Origin of the sequence: Granulicella paludicola, assembly GCF_025685545.1 — a bacterium.
GTDB lineage: Bacteria > Acidobacteriota > Terriglobia > Terriglobales > Acidobacteriaceae > Granulicella > Granulicella paludicola.
This window is the reverse complement of record NZ_JAGSYC010000020.1, coordinates 258,747-278,067: the sequence shown is the minus strand read 5'-3', so window position 1 is coordinate 278,067 and position 19,321 is coordinate 258,747. Positions and strand designations below refer to the sequence as shown.

At 60.1% G+C, this 19,321-nt stretch carries 17 protein-coding genes; 4 read left to right on the top strand and 13 right to left on the bottom strand.

Annotated features, from left to right (window positions below; all coding sequences use genetic code 11):
- Nucleotides 1-4 precede the first annotated feature (4 nt).
- From OHL14_RS04375 to OHL14_RS04365, 3 genes are all read right to left on the bottom strand, one after another.
- On the bottom strand, nt 5-1,171 hold the full coding sequence (locus OHL14_RS04375; protein ID WP_263378100.1) for a Gfo/Idh/MocA family protein: 1,167 nt from the start codon (nt 1,169-1,171) through the stop codon (nt 5-7).
- 91 nt (nt 1,172-1,262) lie between these two features.
- Nucleotides 1,263-2,150: a TIM barrel protein gene (locus OHL14_RS04370; protein WP_263378099.1), complete on the bottom strand. Its 888-nt coding sequence runs from the start codon at nt 2,148-2,150 to the stop codon at nt 1,263-1,265.
- Nucleotides 2,151-2,193: 43 nt separating this feature from the next.
- Nucleotides 2,194-3,528: a Gfo/Idh/MocA family protein gene (locus tag OHL14_RS04365; RefSeq protein WP_263378098.1), complete on the bottom strand. Its 1,335-nt coding sequence runs from the start codon at nt 3,526-3,528 to the stop codon at nt 2,194-2,196.
- A gap of 233 nt (nt 3,529-3,761) precedes the next feature.
- Here OHL14_RS04365 and OHL14_RS04360 point away from each other — a divergent pair, with 233 nt between their 5' ends.
- Entirely contained in the window at nt 3,762-4,109 is a 348-nt protein-coding gene (locus tag OHL14_RS04360) for a cupin domain-containing protein (protein WP_263378097.1), read from the top strand.
- Here OHL14_RS04360 and OHL14_RS04355 read toward each other — a convergent pair.
- Nucleotides 4,106-5,011 carry a D-hexose-6-phosphate mutarotase gene (locus OHL14_RS04355; RefSeq protein ID WP_263378096.1) on the bottom strand — a complete coding sequence of 302 codons (906 nt, stop codon included), beginning with the start codon at nt 5,009-5,011 and terminating at the stop codon, nt 4,106-4,108. The genes OHL14_RS04360 and OHL14_RS04355 overlap by 4 nt on opposite strands.
- A 21-nt stretch (nt 5,012-5,032) precedes the next feature.
- Nucleotides 5,033-5,782, bottom strand: coding sequence for an SDR family NAD(P)-dependent oxidoreductase (locus OHL14_RS04350; RefSeq protein WP_263378095.1), 750 nt, complete (start codon nt 5,780-5,782; stop codon nt 5,033-5,035).
- Nucleotides 5,783-6,021: 239 nt separating this feature from the next.
- Between OHL14_RS04350 and OHL14_RS04345 the strand changes: the two genes are divergently transcribed.
- Both OHL14_RS04345 and OHL14_RS04340 read left to right on the top strand, forming a co-directional pair.
- Nucleotides 6,022-7,323, top strand: a complete 1,302-nt coding sequence (locus tag OHL14_RS04345; RefSeq protein ID WP_317890392.1) for an L-fuconate dehydratase — start codon at nt 6,022-6,024, stop codon at nt 7,321-7,323.
- 36 nt (nt 7,324-7,359) lie between these two features.
- Nucleotides 7,360-8,190 (top strand): fumarylacetoacetate hydrolase family protein, encoded by an 831-nt coding sequence (locus tag OHL14_RS04340; RefSeq protein WP_263378093.1) that lies wholly within the window; start codon nt 7,360-7,362, stop codon nt 8,188-8,190.
- 74 nt (nt 8,191-8,264) lie between these two features.
- On the opposite strand, the gene OHL14_RS04335 is transcribed toward OHL14_RS04340, so the two are convergent.
- Complete coding sequence (locus tag OHL14_RS04335) at nt 8,265-9,119, bottom strand: IclR family transcriptional regulator (protein ID WP_263378092.1); 855 nt, start codon at nt 9,117-9,119, stop codon at nt 8,265-8,267.
- Between the two features lie 63 nt (nt 9,120-9,182).
- On the opposite strand from OHL14_RS04335, the gene OHL14_RS04330 reads away from it, so the two are divergent.
- Nucleotides 9,183-10,640 carry an amidohydrolase family protein gene (locus OHL14_RS04330; RefSeq protein ID WP_263378091.1) on the top strand — a complete coding sequence of 486 codons (1,458 nt, stop codon included), beginning with the start codon at nt 9,183-9,185 and terminating at the stop codon, nt 10,638-10,640.
- Between the two features lie 372 nt (nt 10,641-11,012).
- On the opposite strand, the gene phoU is transcribed toward OHL14_RS04330, so the two are convergent.
- The 7 genes from phoU to OHL14_RS04295 form a co-directional block, all read right to left on the bottom strand.
- Nucleotides 11,013-11,681, bottom strand: a complete 669-nt coding sequence (gene phoU, locus OHL14_RS04325; protein WP_263378090.1) for a phosphate signaling complex protein PhoU — start codon at nt 11,679-11,681, stop codon at nt 11,013-11,015.
- Nucleotides 11,678-12,436, bottom strand: coding sequence for a phosphate ABC transporter ATP-binding protein PstB (gene pstB, locus OHL14_RS04320; protein WP_263378089.1), 759 nt, complete (start codon nt 12,434-12,436; stop codon nt 11,678-11,680). The genes phoU and pstB overlap by 4 nt, the downstream gene beginning before the upstream one ends.
- A complete protein-coding gene (gene pstA / locus OHL14_RS04315) occupies nt 12,436-13,326 on the bottom strand; it encodes a phosphate ABC transporter permease PstA (RefSeq protein WP_263378088.1) in 891 nt (296 codons plus the stop codon). Before pstA ends, pstB begins: the two co-directional genes overlap by 1 nt.
- Nucleotides 13,326-14,381: a phosphate ABC transporter permease subunit PstC gene (gene pstC, locus OHL14_RS04310; protein WP_263378087.1), complete on the bottom strand. Its 1,056-nt coding sequence runs from the start codon at nt 14,379-14,381 to the stop codon at nt 13,326-13,328. Before pstC ends, pstA begins: the two co-directional genes overlap by 1 nt.
- A 130-nt stretch (nt 14,382-14,511) precedes the next feature.
- The gene (gene pstS, locus OHL14_RS04305; protein ID WP_263378086.1) at nt 14,512-15,534 is read right to left on the bottom strand and encodes a phosphate ABC transporter substrate-binding protein PstS; all 1,023 of its coding nucleotides are present in this window, start codon (nt 15,532-15,534) and stop codon (nt 14,512-14,514) included.
- A gap of 119 nt (nt 15,535-15,653) precedes the next feature.
- Nucleotides 15,654-17,528, bottom strand: coding sequence for a hypothetical protein (locus OHL14_RS04300; protein ID WP_263378085.1), 1,875 nt, complete (start codon nt 17,526-17,528; stop codon nt 15,654-15,656).
- Between the two features lie 365 nt (nt 17,529-17,893).
- A complete protein-coding gene (locus tag OHL14_RS04295) occupies nt 17,894-19,249 on the bottom strand; it encodes a sensor histidine kinase (RefSeq protein WP_263378084.1) in 1,356 nt (451 codons plus the stop codon).
- Nucleotides 19,250-19,321 lie beyond the last annotated feature (72 nt).

The following is a 19,321-nucleotide window of genomic DNA, read 5'->3' as shown; positions in this document are numbered from 1 at the left end:
AACTTTACGCAGAGAGCTTCACCCTCTTCGCATCCTTTTGCGCACGCACCACCAGCTCCGCCGCCAGCAAGCACTCCGTCTGGTCCTGTGCCGTATGCGTGCGGTTCACGATGTCCGCAACAAACTGTCGCCCGAACGGTAGAGCCACATTATTGCAGTCAATATACCGCGACTCCTTTTGGTCCACGATGAACAGGTTGTTGCCCTGCTTGCTCACGGCCACGTTCGTGTACTTGCGCACTTCGATGTACCCCTCCGTGCCCAGTACGAACAGACGCCCATCGCCCCATGTTCCGAGCCCGTGTGGCGTAAACCAGTCCAGCCGGACATACCCAAATCCCTTATTACCGCGCAACACCATGTCGCCAAAGTCCATAAACGTCGGATGCTGTGGATGGTTGATGTTCGACACCTGCGACTCAGCCACCTCCGCCTCGGTAGAGCCCGTAAACCGCAGGAACTGGTACACCTGGTGCGATCCGATATCCGTCAGGATCCCGCCTGCCTGCTCGGGGTTCCAGAACCACGCCGGTCGTCCGCCGCTGCCACCCGCATCGCCACCGCCGCCCTGCACAATCTGGTGCGGCGCGATGTTGATCGTCTGGATCACCCTGCCGATCGCTCCAGCTTGCACCAGCTCCAGCGCTTTCACGGCCGCCTTCACCTCCAGCAGTTCGCTGTACATGATCGCGTAGATCCGTTTCGTCTCCGCAACCGTCTTACGTACCGCCGCCAGCTGCTCCAGGTCTGTAATGCCTGGTTTGTCGCTCAGGAAATCCTTGCCGCTCTTCATCACGCGAATACCCAGCGGCGCGCGTTCGTTCGCGATCTGTGAGCTCAGCACCAACTGGATCGACTTATCGTTGATGATCTCGTCCTGCGTCGCAGCAATCTTCACATCCGGAAAACGCTTCTTAAAGTTCGCCAGCTTGTCGGGCTCACCCGCCCAAGCCGCAACCAGCACACCGCCTCCACTCCTCACGGCCTCGATCATGCCGTAGATGTGGTCGTGGCTCATGCCGCACACCGCAAACTTCACCGAATATTGCGGCTTCTCTTCCTGTTCCGCAGCCACAACCTCATGCACGATATGCGAGCCATTCGGCCCAATCGCTCCGGCCTCACCGGCTAGTGAAACCAGCCCTGCCGCTCCCACTCCACGCAAAAACATCCGCCGATCCAGCTCAAACATTTGCTTGCCTCAAATCTCTCGGTTTGTCATTCCCGCAGGGAATCTGCTTGTCGACCAGCGACCCTAAGCCCTACAGCAAATTCCCGTGATACCCCAGCCCGGTCAACACACCGCGCATATACGCAAAGCTCTCAATCACTCCCGGCATCGGATCATCGCCATGGACCTCATACTCCAGATCGACATACCCGTCATACTTCACCGCAATCAGCGCCTCGAAGATCTCGCGAATCGGCATCCGTCCCTCGCCCACCGCAACCTGGCTATCGCGCGTTGTATAGTCCGAAAGGTCCTTCGTATGCAGGTTGAACAGTCGTGGTCCCACTTCGTGAATCGCCTTCACCACATCAGTGCCCGACCGCATGCAGTGACCTATGTCAATGCAACAACCCATGCGCGGATCCATGCCCTTCATCACCTTCAGCACATCCATCGGCGAGTGCCAGATCTTGTCCTCCGGCCCATGGTTATGGATCGCGAACTTGATGTCGTACTCCTTCACGAACTTCTCAATACGCGGAAGCGTCTTCGCCTCAGGATCGCCAGCCACAATCACCTTGATCCCCGCGCGCTTGCAGTACTCGAACTTGCTGCGAATGTCGTCGTCCTCATCCTTCGGGAAGTACAGCGTCCCCGCAGCATGAAGCTTGATGCCATTCGCCTTATAGTCTGCGATCGCCGCATCTTCCTGCGTCGGGTCCATCGGCAGATGGTCCTTCACGTCCTTGCAGTTCAGGTCCGTCAGGTGAAGCTGCTTCATCCAACCGATCATCTTCGCGCGGTCGAACTCCCGAAACGTGTAGCTCGCCAAGCCAAGTTTGATCGGCAAAGGCTTCCCCGTCTCGCTCGGCAGATGCTCTGTCGGCAGCTGCGCCATTGCCAACGGTGCGCTCATCACCGCGCCTGCGGCCAGAGCGCCGCCCTTCAAAAACCCACGCCGATCCATTCCAAAGCTCATCGCACTCTCCTCGCTACTTTTCCTAATCCCTTTTCCCTAATTCCTAGAGATGCGGCGCCCAGCCCTTTTCGTACTCGCGGCCCCATTGCTTCATCGCCTCGGGATCGCCCTGAATCTTGCCATCAGTCTGGTCCAGCTTCAACTCGCGGTTCACAAAGTAGGCGATGTTGGATAGCTGCAGCATCGTCACCGCCACATTGCCCGAAGAGATTGGCTGGTTCAGCTTCTCGCCCTTCTGAATACCTGCAATGAAGTTGCGGAAGTGAGCATCGGTCATCGAATCGCGACCCATCAAATCGTCCGAAGCCGCAGCCTTGCCCACGCTGTATGAGTCGACCTTCTTGCCCTTGAGGTCATAGACCTCGTACCCGCCGCGATCGATCACCACCGACCCCGTCGTACCCGTGATCGCCGCACCGCGATCGCGGTCGTAGTAGCGTTCGCCGTTGCAGCAACGGCAATCCCAGCTGATCATCCGGCCCGGCTTGCCGTTCGCCTCCGGATACGTAAAGCTCGTCACCAGCGTGTCGTAGAACTGCCAGTCATCCTTATACGCATAGCGACCACCCGAAGACGTCACGCGCTCCGGAAACTCCACACCCATCAGATAACGAGCCACATCCACTTCATGCGTGCCATTGTTCAGCGTCTCGCCCGTGCCCCACTTGCGGAACCAGTGCCAGTTATACGGCTGCACGTTGTCTGTGTAGGCCTGTCGCGGGGCCGGTCCCTGCCAAAGATCCCAATCCAGCGTCGCCGGCACCGGAGCAGGCTTGCCATGTCCAATCGATTTACGCGTGTTCGAATACCATGTCTTCCCAAAGTACGGATCGCCGATCAGCCCGTCATCGATCTTCTTCTTCATCTCGATCGTGTGCGGGCTAGACCGCTGCTGGCTGCCCATCTGCACCAGCTTGCCGTACTTCTTCTGCACTGCCACCAGCAGCGCACCCTCCGCCGGGTTGTGGCTGCACGGCTTCTCCACGTACACATGCTTGCCTGCCTGCACGCCTGCAATCGCCATCGGAGCATGCCAGTGGTCGGGAGTCGCAATCGTAATCGCGTCCACATCCTTCATCTGCAGCACATTCCGGAAGTCGCGATCTGTCTTTGGAGCCTCGCCCATCTCCTTTTCAGTCGCCGCCGCAAACTTCGCCAGGATGTTCGACTCCACATCCACCACATGCGAAATGCGCGCATTCGCCTTGTTCGCCTTAAGCGCCGAAAGGTGTGCATACGCTCGGCTGTTCAACCCGATCACCGCGAAGTTCAAACGGTCGTTGGCACCCATAATCTGCGCATAGCTCTTCGCCGATCCCATCGCCATCGCTGCCCCGCCAACTGCAGCGCCCTGTACCAATTCACGTCGAGTGATCATAAGTCTCCTTTGACGCTCGAAATAATACGGTCTTCGTACTACATCGCGCCACCCTTCAAAGCAATTTAGTTGTCACTCCGGCTAAAATTTCATATCGGACCCCACGCCAGCCGCATTTCACGGCACTCATAACAGGATTTCGAGGCTTGGAAGCAAAACGGGAACGACTCAATTCCGCCCCCTGACCCCAGGCCGATAGAATGGCGAAGAAGCATCCCCAGGAGCCCCGCGCCATGTCCCTTGAAGTCACCCCCCTCATCGCCTCGCAGGATGAAGGCATGACCACTCCCGAGCCCGGCCTTCGCCGCCAGCTCATGAGCTACACCGAAAACCTCATGCTCGTTCGGCATCGCATGGAAAAAGGCTGGAGCGGCACCCGCCACAGCCATCCTCACGAGCAGATGGTCTTTGTCCTCAGCGGCCTCATCGAGTTCGAACACCCTGGCGGCAAGTTCCTCGTCCGCGCCGGCGAAAGCTTCATCGTTCTCGGCAACGTCGAGCACCAGGCCTCCGCCCACGAAGCCTCCGAGGTCCTCGACATCTTCACTCCATACCGCGAAGACTACGCACCAAAAGCTTAACCCAGCTTCTCCACCGTCGAATGCGCCACCATCGTGGCGCTCGCTCCTGCAGCGAGCGTCACCGCGTCGCGCCCCGCATTCGCCGTCTCCACCGCCACATACTCGTGCCAGTCCCACTCGCCGAGGTCCGGCATCGCCGCAAAGTTATTCCACACCACCGTCGTATTCGAACCACTCTTGTGCAGCCTGATGCGCCGCCGACCGGCCACATCGTCAATCACGCAGTCCGAAGTCGTTCCGTTGTACACGCGGTCTTCCTTCTTGGTGAACCGCACCGGCTTACCCTCGGCGGGCTTCACCTTGAAGTCATCCGTCTTGTCGATGAACGAGGTCGCCTCTAGCCCGCGGACCGCCACTTCATGAATGTCAGCGATCTTGTAGTACGTATGGAAAGCGTCCTCGAACATCAGAGCCGCTCCGCCGGTGTTCTTCACCGTCATCGACATCGTCAGCGCCTTGCCGATCACGAACTCCATCGTCAGCAGAAACGCGTCGTACCCCATCGACCGGCTCATCGCCGTCGGCCCCAGAGTGAGTTCAAGCCTTAGCTCGTGCCCGCGCGACTCCACCTTATCCAGCGACCACTCCTGCACCCGCGCAAAACCATGCGCCGGCCCTGGATGCCCATCGATGCGGTCCTTCTTGCTGTCGTTCGCGAACCACGGAAACACCACCGGCACGCCGCCACGAATCGGCTTCCCCTGCGCAAGGTCCGTCTTGCTGCTCAGGAAGATGACCGGTCCTTCGCCCGCAGGTTCCCACGCCGCCAGGTGCGCTCCCTGCAGGTAGATCGTCGCCGTCGCCTCCGGAGTATGCACCATCGCGCGGATCAAGCCGTTCTGCTCCTCGAAGGTCAGCAGCTTCGGCATGTTGAATCTGGATTGCAGAGTTGCGATGTCCACGGTAATGTCTCCCGCCTGAAACTATCGCAGGTTGAAGAACCCGCCGTCGATGGGATAATCGCAACCCGTGATAAACGAAGCCTCATCCGAGCACAGGTACAGCGCCAGTGCAGCAATCTCGCTCGGCTTGCCCATGCGTCCAATCGGCTGCGACTTACCCAACTCCGCCAGCTTCTCCGCCTCGCGTCCCGGATAATTCTTCGCCACAAAGCCATCCACGAACGGCGTATGCACCCGCGCCGGAGACACGCAATTACACCGCACACCCGCAGCCAGATAATCCTTCGCCACCGAAAGCGTCATCGCCAGCACAGCGCCCTTCGTCATCGAATACGCGAACCGATCCGTCAGACCTGCAGTCGCAGCAATCGACGCCAGATTTAGAATCACGCCACTTCCCACAGCGACCATCGGCTCAATCGCCGCCTTCATGCACAGGTATGTCCCACGCACATTCACAGCATAAAGCCTGTCGAGATCCTCCGGAGTCGTCGAACGCAGGTTGCCCACATGCGCAATGCCGGCACAGTTCACCAGCACATCAATCGGCCCACCAATCTGCGCAAAGCACTCGGCTACACTCGCCTCGTCCGATACATCGCAGCTGAATCCGACTCCACCCAGCTTCGATGCCGTCGCAGCCACCGCCTCAGCGTTCAGGTCCACCGCCACGACCTGGGCCCCATTCGCCGCAAACAACTCTGCCGTCGCCAGCCCAATCCCGCTGCCCGCTCCCGTGATCACTGCCCTCTTCCCGTCAAGTCGAAACACTTGTATCCTCCTCCCGCCGGCGCAAACGTCCGACCGGCCCCACTCAAATCAACACCCTTGGTTCTAGCCACCGCGCAGACGTGTGTCAAACGCAGCCGAATTACATCTCCTCAAGATTCTCCCATGCAACGAACGTTTCATTGACGAAAAAATCTCATGACTCCTATACTTGATAGATTCACGCGCCCTAACCTCCTCTTCTCTCTCCAGAGCGCGCAGATCACTGAGACCTCGTAAGGATGCTTGTGCCCTCCATCACCATCACGAACGTTCGCGTCATCGACCTACGCTTTCCCACTTCTCGCGAACAGATCGGCTCCGACGCCGTCAACAAAGACCCCGACTACTCGGCTGCCTACTGCATCCTCGAAACCGACAGCGATCTCTCCGGCCATGGCCTCACCTTCACTCTCGGCCGCGGTACCGACCTCGTCGTCGCTGCACTGAAGTACCTAGCCGCCAACGTCCAGGGTCGCACCCTGGATTCCATCACCAGCGACCTCAGCGGCTTCTATTTACAGGTCACCGGAGACACCCAGTTCCGCTGGCTCGGCCCTGAAAAAGGCGTCATCCATCTCGCCTGCGCCGCACTGCTCAACGCCGTCTGGGACCTCTACGCCAAGTCCGAAGGCAAGCCCGTCTGGAAGCTGCTCACCGACATGACACCCGAGCAGATAGTCGCCATCATCGACTTCCGCTACATCTCCGACGCACTCACCCGCGACGAAGCTCTTACCATCCTGCGCGACAAGCAGGCAGGCAAAGCCGAGCGCCTCGCTCAAATCGAGCAAACCGGCTACCCTGCCTACACCACCTCCGCTGGCTGGTTCGGCTTCAGCGACGATAAGATCCGTCAGCTCTGCCGCGAAGGCCTCGCCGATGGCTGGACGCACTTCAAGCTCAAGGTCGGCGGCGATGCCGAAGACGACCTTCGCCGAGGTCGCATCGTCCGCGAAGTCATCGGCTGGGACAACCGATTGATGGTCGACGCCAACCAGAAGTGGGGAGTCGTCCAAGCCATCGAGCGCACCCTGCAGCTCGCTGAGCTCAAGCCCTGGTGGATGGAAGAACCCACCAGCCCCGACGACATCCTCGGCCACGCGCGCATCCGCCGCGAAGCTGCTCCCACCCGCATAGCCACCGGCGAGCACTGCCACAACGCCGTCATGTTCAAACAGCTGCTGCAGGCCGGCGCCATCGATGTCTGCCAGATCGACAGTTGCCGCGTCGCAGGCATCCACGAAAATCTAGCCATCATTCTCATGGCCTACAAGTTCGGCGTCCCCGTCTGCCCGCACGCTGGCGGCGTCGGCCTCTGCGAGTACGTGCAGCATCTCTCCATCTTCGATTTCCTCTGCGTCTCCGGAGCGCTCGAGGACCGTGTCATCGAGTATGTTGACCACCTCCACGAGCACTTCGTCGCACCCGTTACCATAAAGCGTGGGCACTACATGGTGCCGCAGGCAGCGGGCTACAGCGGCGAAATCCTTGCCGAATCGCTCGAACGCTACAGCTTCCCCGATGGCGAAGTCTGGAAATAATAACCCTCAGCCACACGAACACGTTCGGAGACTCCCATGAAGTTCGTCACCTATCGCACCGCCGAAGGCACACGCCGCAGCGGTCTTCTGCAAGGCGATCACATCCGTCCCATCCGCGGCACTGAAGACGACGTTGTCCTCACCTTCATCCGTAGCGGTGAAGCTCATCCCGAGCTCGAGACCACATCCGTCCCGCTCGCAGACGTGAAGCTCCGTGCGCCCCTGCTCCATCCTCCGCGCATCTTCGGCATCGGCCTCAACTATGTCGAGCACGCTGTCGAGTCCAAGATGAAGGTGCAGGAAGTCCCCACAGTGTTCCTCAAACTCTCCTCCTCCATCTGTGGCCCCGACGAAGACGTGCAGCTGCCGCCAAACGCCACGCAGCCCGACTACGAAGCCGAACTCGCCGTCGTCATCGGCAAGCCCGGTCACCGAATCGCCGCGAAAGATTGGGAAGAGTACGTCTTCGGCTACACAATCCTCAACGATGTCAGCGCGCGCGGCGTGCAGCTCGCCACTTCGCAGTGGAACCTCGGCAAGAGCTTCCCCACCTTCACTCCCATCGGCCCCGCCATCGTCACCAAAGACGAAGTCCCCGACCCGCACAACCTCGGAATCAAACTTACACTCGCAGGCGAAGTCATGCAGGACGCCAACACCCGCGATCTCATCTTCCGCATCCCGCAGCTCATCGAGTACATCTCCAGCATCCTTCCGCTCGAGGCCGGCGACATCATCAGCACCGGCACGCCTCCAGGCGTCGGCCTCGGCCGCACGCCGCAGCGCTGGCTCAAACCCAACGAAGAGATAGTCATCGAAATCGAACGCATCGGCACCCTCCGCAACAAGACCGTAGCCGTCGACTAAGCTCTTCCACAAAACATCAGGGGCGCAGCGATACCGTACGTATCTTTGCGCCCCTGACTGCTTCTTGCCGAAACCTACCGCTTCTTACCCAGCGAACTCCCACCGAGCTTCCCCGAAATTTCAGCAGCCGCCTTCTCCAGCTCACCCATCACCATCGCCATCGTGATCTCCGAGTCAGTGTATTCAATATGCGGAATCGTCAGCGCACCAATCGCCCATCCGCGCTCGTTCACAATCGGATAGCTGATGTTCACCACGCCCTTCACCAGGTAGCTCGGCCGCTTCTCAAATCCCTGCTTCCGAATCTTGTTCAGATGGGTCTGCAAATCGCTCGGCTGCGTTCGCCCCGTCTCGCGCTCCCACTCCGCAAGGATCCGTTCCAGCTGCTCCGGCGGCTGATGCGCAAGGATCACATAGCCGCTGGCCGCATCCATAATGTCCACCGTCGATCCCAGCTTCACATAGAAGCCGATCCGTGTCGGCGGATTTACCTGCGCCAGAATCGCCACATTCCCCAGCTCCAGCACACCCAGGTGGCAAGACTGCTTCGTCACATGTGCCAGGTGATGCATCACCGGCAACGCCTCCACCAGCAGCCGCTCCGTCGGGGGATGCTCCTGCACCAGCTGAAATAGCTTCAGCGTCAGCGAGTACCTGTCCTCCGAAAGCTGCGCGATGTACCCGCGCTCCTCAAGGCACACCAGCATCCGAAAGATCTCCGAAACCGTGCGGTTCAACTCGCGTGCCAGCTGGCTCTTGGTCAGCCCCGCAGGCTGATGCGCCAGCAGCTCCAGCACATCCAACCCTTTCTCCAGCGCCGGAGCCGCGTAGGTCTTCGCGGTCTTCGTCTTGCTCGCCTTCGCTGCCTTCGCCTTCACGTCGGCACCCTTCGCCACGGAAGTCTTCTCTGCGGTCTTCGTCCTTTGCATACGCAAAGCTTACATCAGCCACCGCAGGCTTGCCCCCTTCCTGCATCCACGCGACAATAGCGCATGAACCCCCACAAGGTCTTCAGAACCCTGCGATCGCTCACCGTCGCCGCAGCGCTCCTGCCCTCCCTTCACGCGCAGCCCGCACCTAATTGGCAGCCAAAGCTCCTCGTCGAAAACGCCTTACTCCTCACCATGGCGCCCGAGCAAAAGAAACCCTTTCTCGGCTATATGCTCATCGCCGCCGACGGTAAGATCCTCACCGTCGCCGTTGGCGCTCCGCCAGCTAATCTGCAAGCGCAGCAGGTGCTCGACGCCCACGGTCACTGGATCATCCCCGGCTTCCTCTCTGCCCACTCGCATCTCTGGCAGGCAGCTTTCCGCGGTCTTGCCGCCGACAGCACCCTCACCGGCTGGCTTGACGCCGTCTACCGCGACAGCGGCGACAAAGCCCAGCCCGAAGACTTCTACTGGTTCACCCTGGCCGGCGCGCTCGACCACCTGCAGCACGGCATCACCGCAGCCTACAGCTTCAACTACGGTAGTGCAGCGGCCTGCTCGCTCGCCACCAACGTCGCTCACTCCTGCAACGGCTACGCCTTCCAGGCTGAAGAAGACTCCGGGATCCGTTTCGTTCACGGCTTCGACGCAGGCAAGGCCACCCCCGAAGGCGTCACACCTGCCTACACCGCCACGCAGGCCCGCATCCCGCTCAAGGCCTTCCTCGACTACGCGCAGCAGCAGTCCACACACAAGGGCAGCGGCCAGTACCTCAGCACCATGATCAGCGGCTACGCAGCCTTCTCGAACACCGAACGTCAGGCCTATCTCGATAAAGCCCTCATGGACGAGTTTCACCTCGCCAACCAGTCGCACTACCTCGAACCACCCGAGTCCGCCAAAGAGGAGCAGGCCAAGTTCAACTGGTTCACCGACAGCGGCCTGCTCTCGCACGATCTCATCTGGGGCCACTTCATTCACACCACGCCCGAGATCCTCGCCGCCAGCGGCAGGGCCCACACCGCCATGAGCTGGAACCCGCTCTCCAACGGTCGCCTAGCCAGCGGCGTCGCCGATATCCCCGCCTACCTCAGGGACGGCATCCGCGTCGGCATGGGTGTCGACGGCGAAGCCTCCGCCGATCTCGCCGACCCCTTCGAGAACATGCGCACCGGCCTCTACGCCATCCGCGACAAATACGAGTCCGCCACCATCATGAGCCCGTACGACGTCCTTCGCCTGCACACCCTCGGCAGCGCCGACGTCCTCAACGTCGCCGACAAGCTAGGCTCCCTCGAACCCGGCAAACTCGCCGACTTCCTCATCATCGATCCATCCCGCTTTGGCCCCGTCACAGATCCCTACGCCTCGCTCGTCTTCATCACCGGTGAACGCGATCTCGAAAGTGTCTTTGTGGGTGGCACCCTCCGCGTCCACAAAGGCCAAATGCGCAACCAGAACATCACCAAGGTCGACGAAGAAGTCAATCGCCGCGTAGCCAGAATCCGCGCTGAGAAATAGGACTGCTCAGCGAAACTCGAATCTGCAGGACCGGCAGCGTCGTGAGATTTTTCTCCCGACACTCACGCCAGACACCTGTCCCCAAACTCCTGCTTCGCGAAAGGCCAACCTTGGCTTCCGAACCTCGTTCAGAAAGCGTTCTTCCCGCAGACACCGCGATCGCCCTCTGGTCTCCCTTCGCTCGCGGCGTCCTCCGCTTCGTATATGCGTACATCTTTCTCTACGCGATCTACAGCTTCACGAACGTTGCTTCTTTCCTGGCCGCTTCGAGATCAAAGATGAAAGTCTTCCTCTGGTGAATCGTTAGCGCACGCAGCGACGCCGAGCCCTAAAGGCTCGGCGTCGCTGTTTTCTAATCCCTAATCCCTGCCTCTAAACATCCTGCTCGGCATGGTGCCGCACATCCGCACCCTTCACCCAGAAGATCACATCCTCTGCGATGTTGGTCGCATGATCGCCCACGCGCTCCAGGTTGCGAGAAATGATCAGCGCATTCAGCGCCTGCGGCGTCAGGTCCGGCTTCTCCTTGATCAGGTTCGCCAATGCCCGGAACGCATCGCGGTTCATATCGTCCACTTGGTCATCCAGCTTCAACACCGACTGCGCCATCTCGGCATCGCCTTCAATGAACGCCTGCAGCGCCTTGCGCACCATCGCGCCCGCCAGCTGCGCCAGCTTCGGAATATCCACCGGCAGATCGACATTCGGCTGCTTGCCCAGCTCCTGCACCCGCCCTGCAATGTTCACCGCCTGGTCACCAACGCGCTCCAGATCGGCATTGATCCGAATCACCGCAATGATGAACCGCAGGTCCACCGCCATCGGCTGCTCCATAGCCAACAAGTCGAGCGCCAGCCCATCGATCTCACGCTCCATGCGATTGATCGCAGGCTCGGACATCAGCACCAGCTCACACAAACTTTGATCGCGCGACGAGTAGCTCTCCGTCGCTCGCTGGATCGCCTGCTCCACCAGTCCGGCCATCACCAGCAGCCGTTCCTTCAACTCGTCCAGGCTCTGCTGAAAACGTATGCGTGTCATCCGAACCTCCCTGTGATGTAGTCTTCCGTCCGCTTGTCCGAGGGGTTCGTAAAGATCTTCGTCGTCGGAGCGAACTCTACCAACTTGCCCGTTAAAAAGAAGCCCGTATTCTCAGCCACACGCGCCGCCTGCTGCATGTTATGCGTCACAATCACGATCGTGTACTGGCTCTTCAGCTTGAATATAAGGTCTTCGATCTTCGCCGTCGATACCGGATCCAGTGCACTCGCTGGTTCATCCATCAACAGCACCTCAGGATCGACCGCCAGCGCGCGCGCAATACATAGACGCTGCTGCTGACCACCCGACAAACTCGCACCCGACTTCTTATGCAGCGAGTCCTTAACCTCTTCCCACAGCGCGGCAGACTTCAGCGACTTCTCCACCACTTCATCCAGCACGCGCTTCTTACGAAAGCCATTCAACTTCAATCCGCTCGCCACGTTGTCATAGATCGACATCGTCGGAAACGGATTCGGCCGCTGGAATACCATCCCGATGCGGCGGCGAATCTCCACCGGCGACGCGTCCTTGTAGATATCGATATCGCCCATCCGCACCACGCCCTCAGCGCGAGCGATCGGGTTCGTCTCATGCATGCGGTTCAGGCAGCGAACAAAGGTACTCTTGCCGCAGCCCGAAGGCCCGATCAACGCCGTCGCCTTATTCGCAGGGATGTTCAGATTGATGTCCCATAGCGACTGCGTCGTTCCGTACCATGCGTTCAGATTCTCAACGCGTATATCGACTCCCACTAGTGCTGCCCTCCCTTGAGTGCGCCGCGGGCTGTGAAGATCCGGACCAGCGTCACTGAAACCATAATCATCACAATCAGCACCAGCGCGCCGGCCCATGCCAGCCTGTGCCACTCATCGTACGGAGAAACCGCATACGCAAAGATTTGCAGCGGCAGCGCCGCCATCGGCTGGTTCAGATTCACTCCAAAGAACTGGTTGCCCAGCGCCGTAAACAGCAGCGGAGCCGTCTCACCTGCCACGCGCGCAAATGCCAGCATGCAGCCCGTAATAATACCCGGCGATGCCGTCCGCAGGCTGATCGAAATCACCGTCCGCCACTTCGGAATCCCTAGGCCCAGAGCAGCCTCGCGCACCATCTGCGGCACCGTGCCCAGCATCTCTTCCGTCGTGCGCGTAATCGTCGGCACCATCATGATCGCCAACGCCACGCCACCTGCAAAGCCGGAGAAGTGATGCTGCTTCGCCACGATCAGCGAGTAAGCCGCAATGCCCATCACGATCGAAGGCACACCGTTCAATACATCGGCCGTAAACCGGATCGCCGTTGCCAGCCACGTCCCGCGGCCATACTCGGCCAGATAAACACCCGCGCCGATACCCAGCGGAATCCCCATCGCACTCGCCAGCGCAAGAATCACGCCCGAGCCCACGATGGCATTCGCCATACCGCCACCCTCTTCTCCCACAGGCGCGGGCGGCTTCGTAAAGAACGCGAGGTTCAGCGAGCTGAAGCCCTTGTAAAGCAGGTACCCAAGAATAGCGATCAGCGGCACCAGCACAACCAATGTCGCCACGACCGCCAGAGCTGTCACCAGGTGATTAGAGATCTTGCGCCGCAGATTCAACATGCGCTCGGTGTTCTCAGAACGAACCAGTAGTGGATTCATTAGTGCGCCACCGCCGAGTTATTCCGCGTAACAGCCCACACCAGCAGCCTCGCGATCGCATTCACCACAATCGTCACCAGGAACAGTGCCAGGCCAATCTCGATCAGCGCACTCAGATATAGATCACCCGTCGCCTCGGTAAACTCATTCGCAATCACGCTTGAAAGCGTATACGCGGGCGCGAACAGGTTCTTCATGATGTCCGGATGGTTACCGATCACCATCGTCACCGCCAGCGTCTCGCCCAGCGCGCGTCCAAGGCCCAGAATCACCGAACCCACAATCCCAATCCGCGAGTTCCGGAGGATGCTGATGCGGATCATCTCCCAGCGTGTCGCGCCTAGCGCCAGTGCAGCCTCACGCTGGCTCGGCGGTACCACCCGCATCACATCGCGGCTGATCGAGCTGATCACCGGAAAGATCATGATCGCCAGAATCACACTGGCCGCAAACATGCCCACGCCAAAATTCGGCTCCACAAAAAAACCCGTCCAGCCCAGGTACTTCTCCAGCACCGGCCCAGCTTGGTCGCGGATGATCGGCACCAGCACAAACACGCCCCAGAGGCCATAAACCACGCTGGGGATCGCCGCCAGCAATTCGGTCAGGAACGAGATCGGCCCGCGCAGAAACTGCGGGCAGATCTCCAGCAGGAAGATCGCCACCAGCAGCGCCAGTGGTACCGCCATCGCCACCGCGAGCAGCGAAGACACCACCGTGCCGTAGATAAACGGAAGCGCCCCGAAGTCGCCCGAGACGGGATCCCACGTTGTGCCCGTAAAGAACTTGAAGCCAAAGGTGTGGATCGACAGCTTCGAGCTCGAAATCAGCACAAAGAGGATCAGCAGCACGATCAGAAAGATGCTCAACGCGCACACGAACATCAGGCCACGGAAAGCGCCATCCGGCACCCGGCCTGAGCTCTTGCTGTTGAGAAACTTGCGGATCGCGGAGGGAGCCGGAGGCGGCAAATCCGGTGCCCCGGTCGGATTCTCCGGAGATACAGACTGCGCCACAGGGGTCGGCGGAAGCGAAATGAGGTTCGGTTCGTTCATAGTTCCGCTCGAAGGCGTAGGCCGTCAGTTTATGAAAGGAGTGTTAACACACCGTAAATCACGGTCGGATTTGACGCTCTCGAAGTATAGGCCCGGCTATACAAGCCCGGACCCATCTTCGCTTTTCTTACTACTGGATCGTCTTGATCGTCTTCGCCACGCTGGCCGCAACGGCCTTCGGCAGCGGAGCATAGCTGAGGGCCGAAACCTCGCCCTCACCCTTGGTCAGCATCCAGTTCAGGAAATCGACCATCACCTTGCCCTTGGCGGCATCGTCGAAGTGCTGCGGAATCAACAACCATGTAAACGAAGCGATCGGGTACGAGTCGTTACCCGGAGCGTTCGTGATAGACACGCGGTAGTCAGCAGGCATGCCCTTGGCGTCTGCGGCGGCAGCAGCGGTCACACCCTCAACCGAAGCCTTCAGCCACTTGCCCGAAGAGTTCTTCACAAAGCCGTACTCCATCTTGTTCTGCAGCGCGTAGATCAGCTCCACGTAGCCGAACGAGTAGGCGCTGTTGTGCACCATGCCCGCAACGCCTTCGTTGCCCTTCTGTCCGATACCCAGCGGCCACTTCACCGAGGTCGACTTGCCGATCTTCTTCTGGAAGTCAGGGCTCACCTTCGACAGATAATCCGTGAAGATGTACGTCGTACCCGATCCGTCCGAACGATAGACAGGCAGAATGCCGTGGTCCGGCAGGCTGATGCCCGGGTTGTCCTTCACAATGCGCGGATCGTTCCACTTGGTGATCTTGCCGAGATAGATATCGGCAATCACGTCAGGCGAAAAGCGCAGCTCCTTCGCCGCACCCGGAATGTTGTACACCGGGACCACTGCGCCCAGAACCGTCGGGATGTGCACCAGCTTCTGCTTGGAAGCTGCGAGCTGCTCATCGGTCATCGGGCCGTCGCTGGCGCCGAAGTCAACCGTCTTCTCCGACACCTGGCGGATGCCAGCGCCCGAACCCACGGACTGATAGTTGATCTGCACGCCGGGGTGCGATGCGCTGTACTCGGCAAACCACTTCGAGTAGATCGGGTTGGGGAACGAAGCGCCCGCGCCCGTGATGTGCTGAGCGCCGGCCGTCATTACGCCTGCCGTTGCGAGTACCGCAGCCAGTGCCGCGGACGAAATCGTCTTGAATGTCATAAGTCGTACTCCTGGAGATGCCTTCAGCTTCTGTCGTGGTACCAGACTAAATTTCTACCTTCGCTAGGATGCGCCCTCCAGCTTCGGAGGACGCACCCAGTTCTTCCTTCAACTGCAGTTTAGGGGATGTAGTAGCGCATCTGTACGTGAATCATCGGCTCGGTCGCGCGCGGGCCGCTGGGCGTCGTCGTGCTGGCTACCGAGCTGCTCCACAGGTTGCGCTGGATGTAGCTGTAGGTCGCCGAGTACTGCAGCTTGCCGTACTTGGGGCTGCTGATCGGACGCCACTGAATGCCACCCATCGCTTCATAGATCGCACGCGTCGGCTCGGCACAGGTGCCCGTTGCCGAAATCGAACCTGCGGTACCCGAAGAGCCACCCGTCGCCGTCGGCGTGTTGTAGCAGCCGGCGTTGCTCAGGTTGCGAGGAGCGTAGCCCATGGTCGTACCAAACGACGTCGTGTAAATCGTGCGCTGAGCGTACTCTGCACCGCCGTAGAAGAACACGTCGAACTTCGGCGTCACATGGATCTCGGTCGAGTAAAGGCCGTGGTAGTTCTTGATCGGAGCCAGAGTCTCGTCCGGGCGGAGCGTTGCGTCAGCCAGCTGCGACGAACCATAGCGGCCCGTGCCCGTACCCGCCATACCCTGCAAAGCAACTTCAACCTTCTTGTTTGCAATGTAACCGCGAACCGAACCGAACACACCGCCAGCCGTCTTCGTGTTGTTCACGTAGCTCGAAGCGTAGGTGTAGGCAGCCGTCGTCGTGTTGTAGTTGAGGATCGGGAAGTAGTAATCGCGCATGAAGCGGGCGATGCCGCCGATCTCGATGTGGAAGGCAGGAGCGTCGTACGCAACCTTCGCGAGGACGTCAGGAGCAACGTTGTTCGCGTAGGTCGTGATGCCGCCCGTGCCGGCCGTGTTGCCACCGCCGATGTTACCGGCTGCGTTGTACAGACCGCCGTTCTGGCCGATGCCTCCGAAGAAATAATCCGCAGGAAGCGCGCCGGACGAAGCCACTGTGAAGCTGGTGATCTGCGCCTGCTCGGCAGCGACAGCCACGGTGAAGGCGCTCTTCGTCAGATCGCCCCAGCGCTGCTGCACACGGATGCCAGGCTGACGCTCCCAGCTGTAACCCACAAGGTACTGTGAGTCGATCGTCTGCGGCTGGATCTCAGTGCGAGCATCCGTTCCCTTGCGATCTTCCGTTACCAGCGACCACATCTGGCCGCCCGTCACCGTAAAGCCACTTGCCAACGCTGCCTGGCCCCAGATCTGGCGCTGACGCAGAACGTAGCTGTTCGACTGGTTGTTGTTCGAAGACGTACCCGTTCCCAGGAAGTCCATCTCGTAGTAGCCCGTAAGCGAAAGGTTCGGTGTCGGCTTTGACTGCGCCAGTACCGATAGACGGCTCTGACGACCTGAAAAGTTCAACTCACTCACATGACCTTCAGTCGCGCTCGGGAAGGGAATGCTGTTGAACGGGGTGTTGACGTCCGAGTTCACCGAGTGCTGACGGTACACACCTTCGAACGCCACAAAACCGCCCGGCGTGATGTTGATGCCCTTGTAGTGCAGAGCGGCAGGCGAGAACACCTCATCATGCAGCGCATCTACCTTCTTGTTCGCATCGGTAGCCTTCACATCGGCTGCCTGTGCGGTCTGAACGGCACTGCTCGAGCTCGCCTCTGCAGCCTGGGCATCGGACTCAGCCTTCTGCGCCAGCGGCGTAGCAATCGGGTCGATCTCCGGCGGAGGCGGCGGCACCGTCGGTGCCTGCTGGTTCGCCAGCTGCTGCTTCAACGCATCGATCTGCGCCTGCTGATCGGCGAGCATCTTGCGAACATCATCGCAAGGGCTCTCGGCCTTCTTGCCGCGGTGCTTCTTCACAACCGTCGTGCATGGATTGGACTTCGTCGCTTGAGCATGCGCACTCGGCATGCTGAAGATAGCTGCGGTGGCCAAAGCAGCAGTAGCAAACTTGAGAGTTCTCATTAATCCTCTTCACGGATAGGGCTAAGACGTAACGTTCCCTGTTCGGCCATACCTGCGGCCCGCAGATTCGTTCGTCTTGCCGTGTCTATCTGTTGTGTTCCAGCTTCGACCGTCTCTGTGAACACACGTGTTCAGCCACGTGAAAGGACGATGAAAATCCAATCCCCACGTTGAAAACCGCAGTTTATTCAGGAAATTTAGCCATCCGCATAGTCAGCCGCTACCCAATATCCCGTTTCTGGGACGTGGGTTCGCAGGATTTCTCGTGTCGCGTCTTCCCAGTCGCGACACTCAGGCACCCCGAGGCTTCAGCCTCAGGTCTCATGATCGCCCAAAAAAAGGGGCTTCAGCCCAGCCAAACCGCCCTACTCCGCCAGCGGCAGCGTAAAGCAGAACCGGCTCCCCACGCCCAGCTCGCTCTCCACCCACATCTGGCCGCGATGCGACTCTACGATGTGCTTCGCAATCGCCAGCCCCAACCCGGTCCCACCAGAATCCCGCGACCGCGCCTTATCCACCCGGTAGAACCGCTCGAACAGCCGCCCCACATGCTCGCTCGCAATCCCCTGCCCAAAATCCTCCACGCAGAAGCGCACATACCCATCCAGCCGATTCGCCGAAATCCGCACCAGCGCCTCATCCGGCCCACGTCGCCCATAGTTCAGAGCATTCTCCACCAGGTTGCTCATCACCTGCACGATTGCATCCACATCCGCCACCACCGTCGCCGCCGGAGCTTCATCTATCTCCAGCGTTCCCCCCTTCTCACGCACAAACCCCGCGACCGCGATCTCCGCCTCTTCGATCAGGGTCTCCGCCGTCACCGGCTTCGGCCGCAGCTTCTGCTCGCCGCTATCCACCCGCGCCATCGCCAGCAGATCGTCCGTCAGCCGCCCCATACGCCGCGCGCTCTTCTGGATCGCCTCCAGAAACTCCAGCACCTGCGGCGTAAACGTGCCGGCCGTCCGCGGGTCTTCGATCAGCATCTCCACATAACCCGAGATCGAAGTCAACGGCGTCCTCAGCTCATGGCTCACATTCGCCACAAACTCCCGCTGCGTCCGCTCTACCTGTTCGATCTGGGTGCGGTCCTGCATCACAACCACCGCGCCGCCCTCCGGCATCGGGCTCGCGCTCACCGCAAAGATCCGACCGAACGGCAGCGACACCGATCGTTCTTCAGCCAGTTCACCTAGCTCCAGCGCCACCTGCACACACTTCAGCACCTCAGGCGCTCGAATCGTCTGTACCAGCGAATGCCCCGCCCGTACCGCGCCGCTCGACTCCGCCATCAGTCGCTGCATCGGCAGGTTCGCCCACACGATCCGTCCCGCCGCATCCACGCTCACCACCGCGTCCTGCATCGAATCCAGCAGCGCCTCCAGCTTGCGCCGACTCTCCCCACTCGCCGCCAGCCGCCGCGCCATCTCCGCACTCAACGAGTTCAGTGCATCGACCGTGCCTTCCATCTGCCGGTACGGAGGATCGGGCAATGGCTCGTCGCGTTCGTACGCGGCCACCACCATCGGCTCCAGCTTCTCCAGAGAGTTGGTCAGCGCATACGTCGTCGTCGTCGCCAGCCAGATCGCCGCGGCCATCGCCGCCAGCACCATCATCCAGGGCCTCGGCAGCAGCAGCACCGCTACGCCCACGACCGCCACTGCGATCGTCGCACGCCAGAACAACGCCAGAAACAGACTCCGCCTCAGAAACTCCCTCATCGCCACATCTTATGTGTCAGTCCCCTGAGCAAAGTCGGAGGAGCACTTGCTTCTGCACTTTGTTTGTCATTC

Coding starts and splice junctions, on each gene's coding strand:
- OHL14_RS04375 (WP_263378100.1), bottom strand. CDS start 1,171: ATGTTTTTGCGTGGAGTGGGAGCGGCAGGGCTGGTTTCACTAGCCGGT.
- OHL14_RS04370 (WP_263378099.1), bottom strand. CDS start 2,150: ATGAGCTTTGGAATGGATCGGCGTGGGTTTTTGAAGGGCGGCGCTCTG.
- OHL14_RS04365 (WP_263378098.1), bottom strand. CDS start 3,528: ATGATCACTCGACGTGAATTGGTACAGGGCGCTGCAGTTGGCGGGGCA.
- OHL14_RS04360 (WP_263378097.1), top strand. CDS start 3,762: ATGTCCCTTGAAGTCACCCCCCTCATCGCCTCGCAGGATGAAGGCATG.
- OHL14_RS04345 (WP_317890392.1), top strand. CDS start 6,022: ATGCTTGTGCCCTCCATCACCATCACGAACGTTCGCGTCATCGACCTA.
- OHL14_RS04340 (WP_263378093.1), top strand. CDS start 7,360: ATGAAGTTCGTCACCTATCGCACCGCCGAAGGCACACGCCGCAGCGGT.
- OHL14_RS04335 (WP_263378092.1), bottom strand. CDS start 9,119: ATGCAAAGGACGAAGACCGCAGAGAAGACTTCCGTGGCGAAGGGTGCC.
- OHL14_RS04330 (WP_263378091.1), top strand. CDS start 9,183: ATGAACCCCCACAAGGTCTTCAGAACCCTGCGATCGCTCACCGTCGCC.
- phoU (WP_263378090.1), bottom strand. CDS start 11,681: ATGACACGCATACGTTTTCAGCAGAGCCTGGACGAGTTGAAGGAACGG.
- pstA (WP_263378088.1), bottom strand. CDS start 13,326: ATGAATCCACTACTGGTTCGTTCTGAGAACACCGAGCGCATGTTGAAT.
- pstC (WP_263378087.1), bottom strand. CDS start 14,381: ATGAACGAACCGAACCTCATTTCGCTTCCGCCGACCCCTGTGGCGCAG.
- pstS (WP_263378086.1), bottom strand. CDS start 15,534: ATGACATTCAAGACGATTTCGTCCGCGGCACTGGCTGCGGTACTCGCA.
- OHL14_RS04300 (WP_263378085.1), bottom strand. CDS start 17,528: ATGAGAACTCTCAAGTTTGCTACTGCTGCTTTGGCCACCGCAGCTATC.
- OHL14_RS04295 (WP_263378084.1), bottom strand. CDS start 19,249: ATGAGGGAGTTTCTGAGGCGGAGTCTGTTTCTGGCGTTGTTCTGGCGT.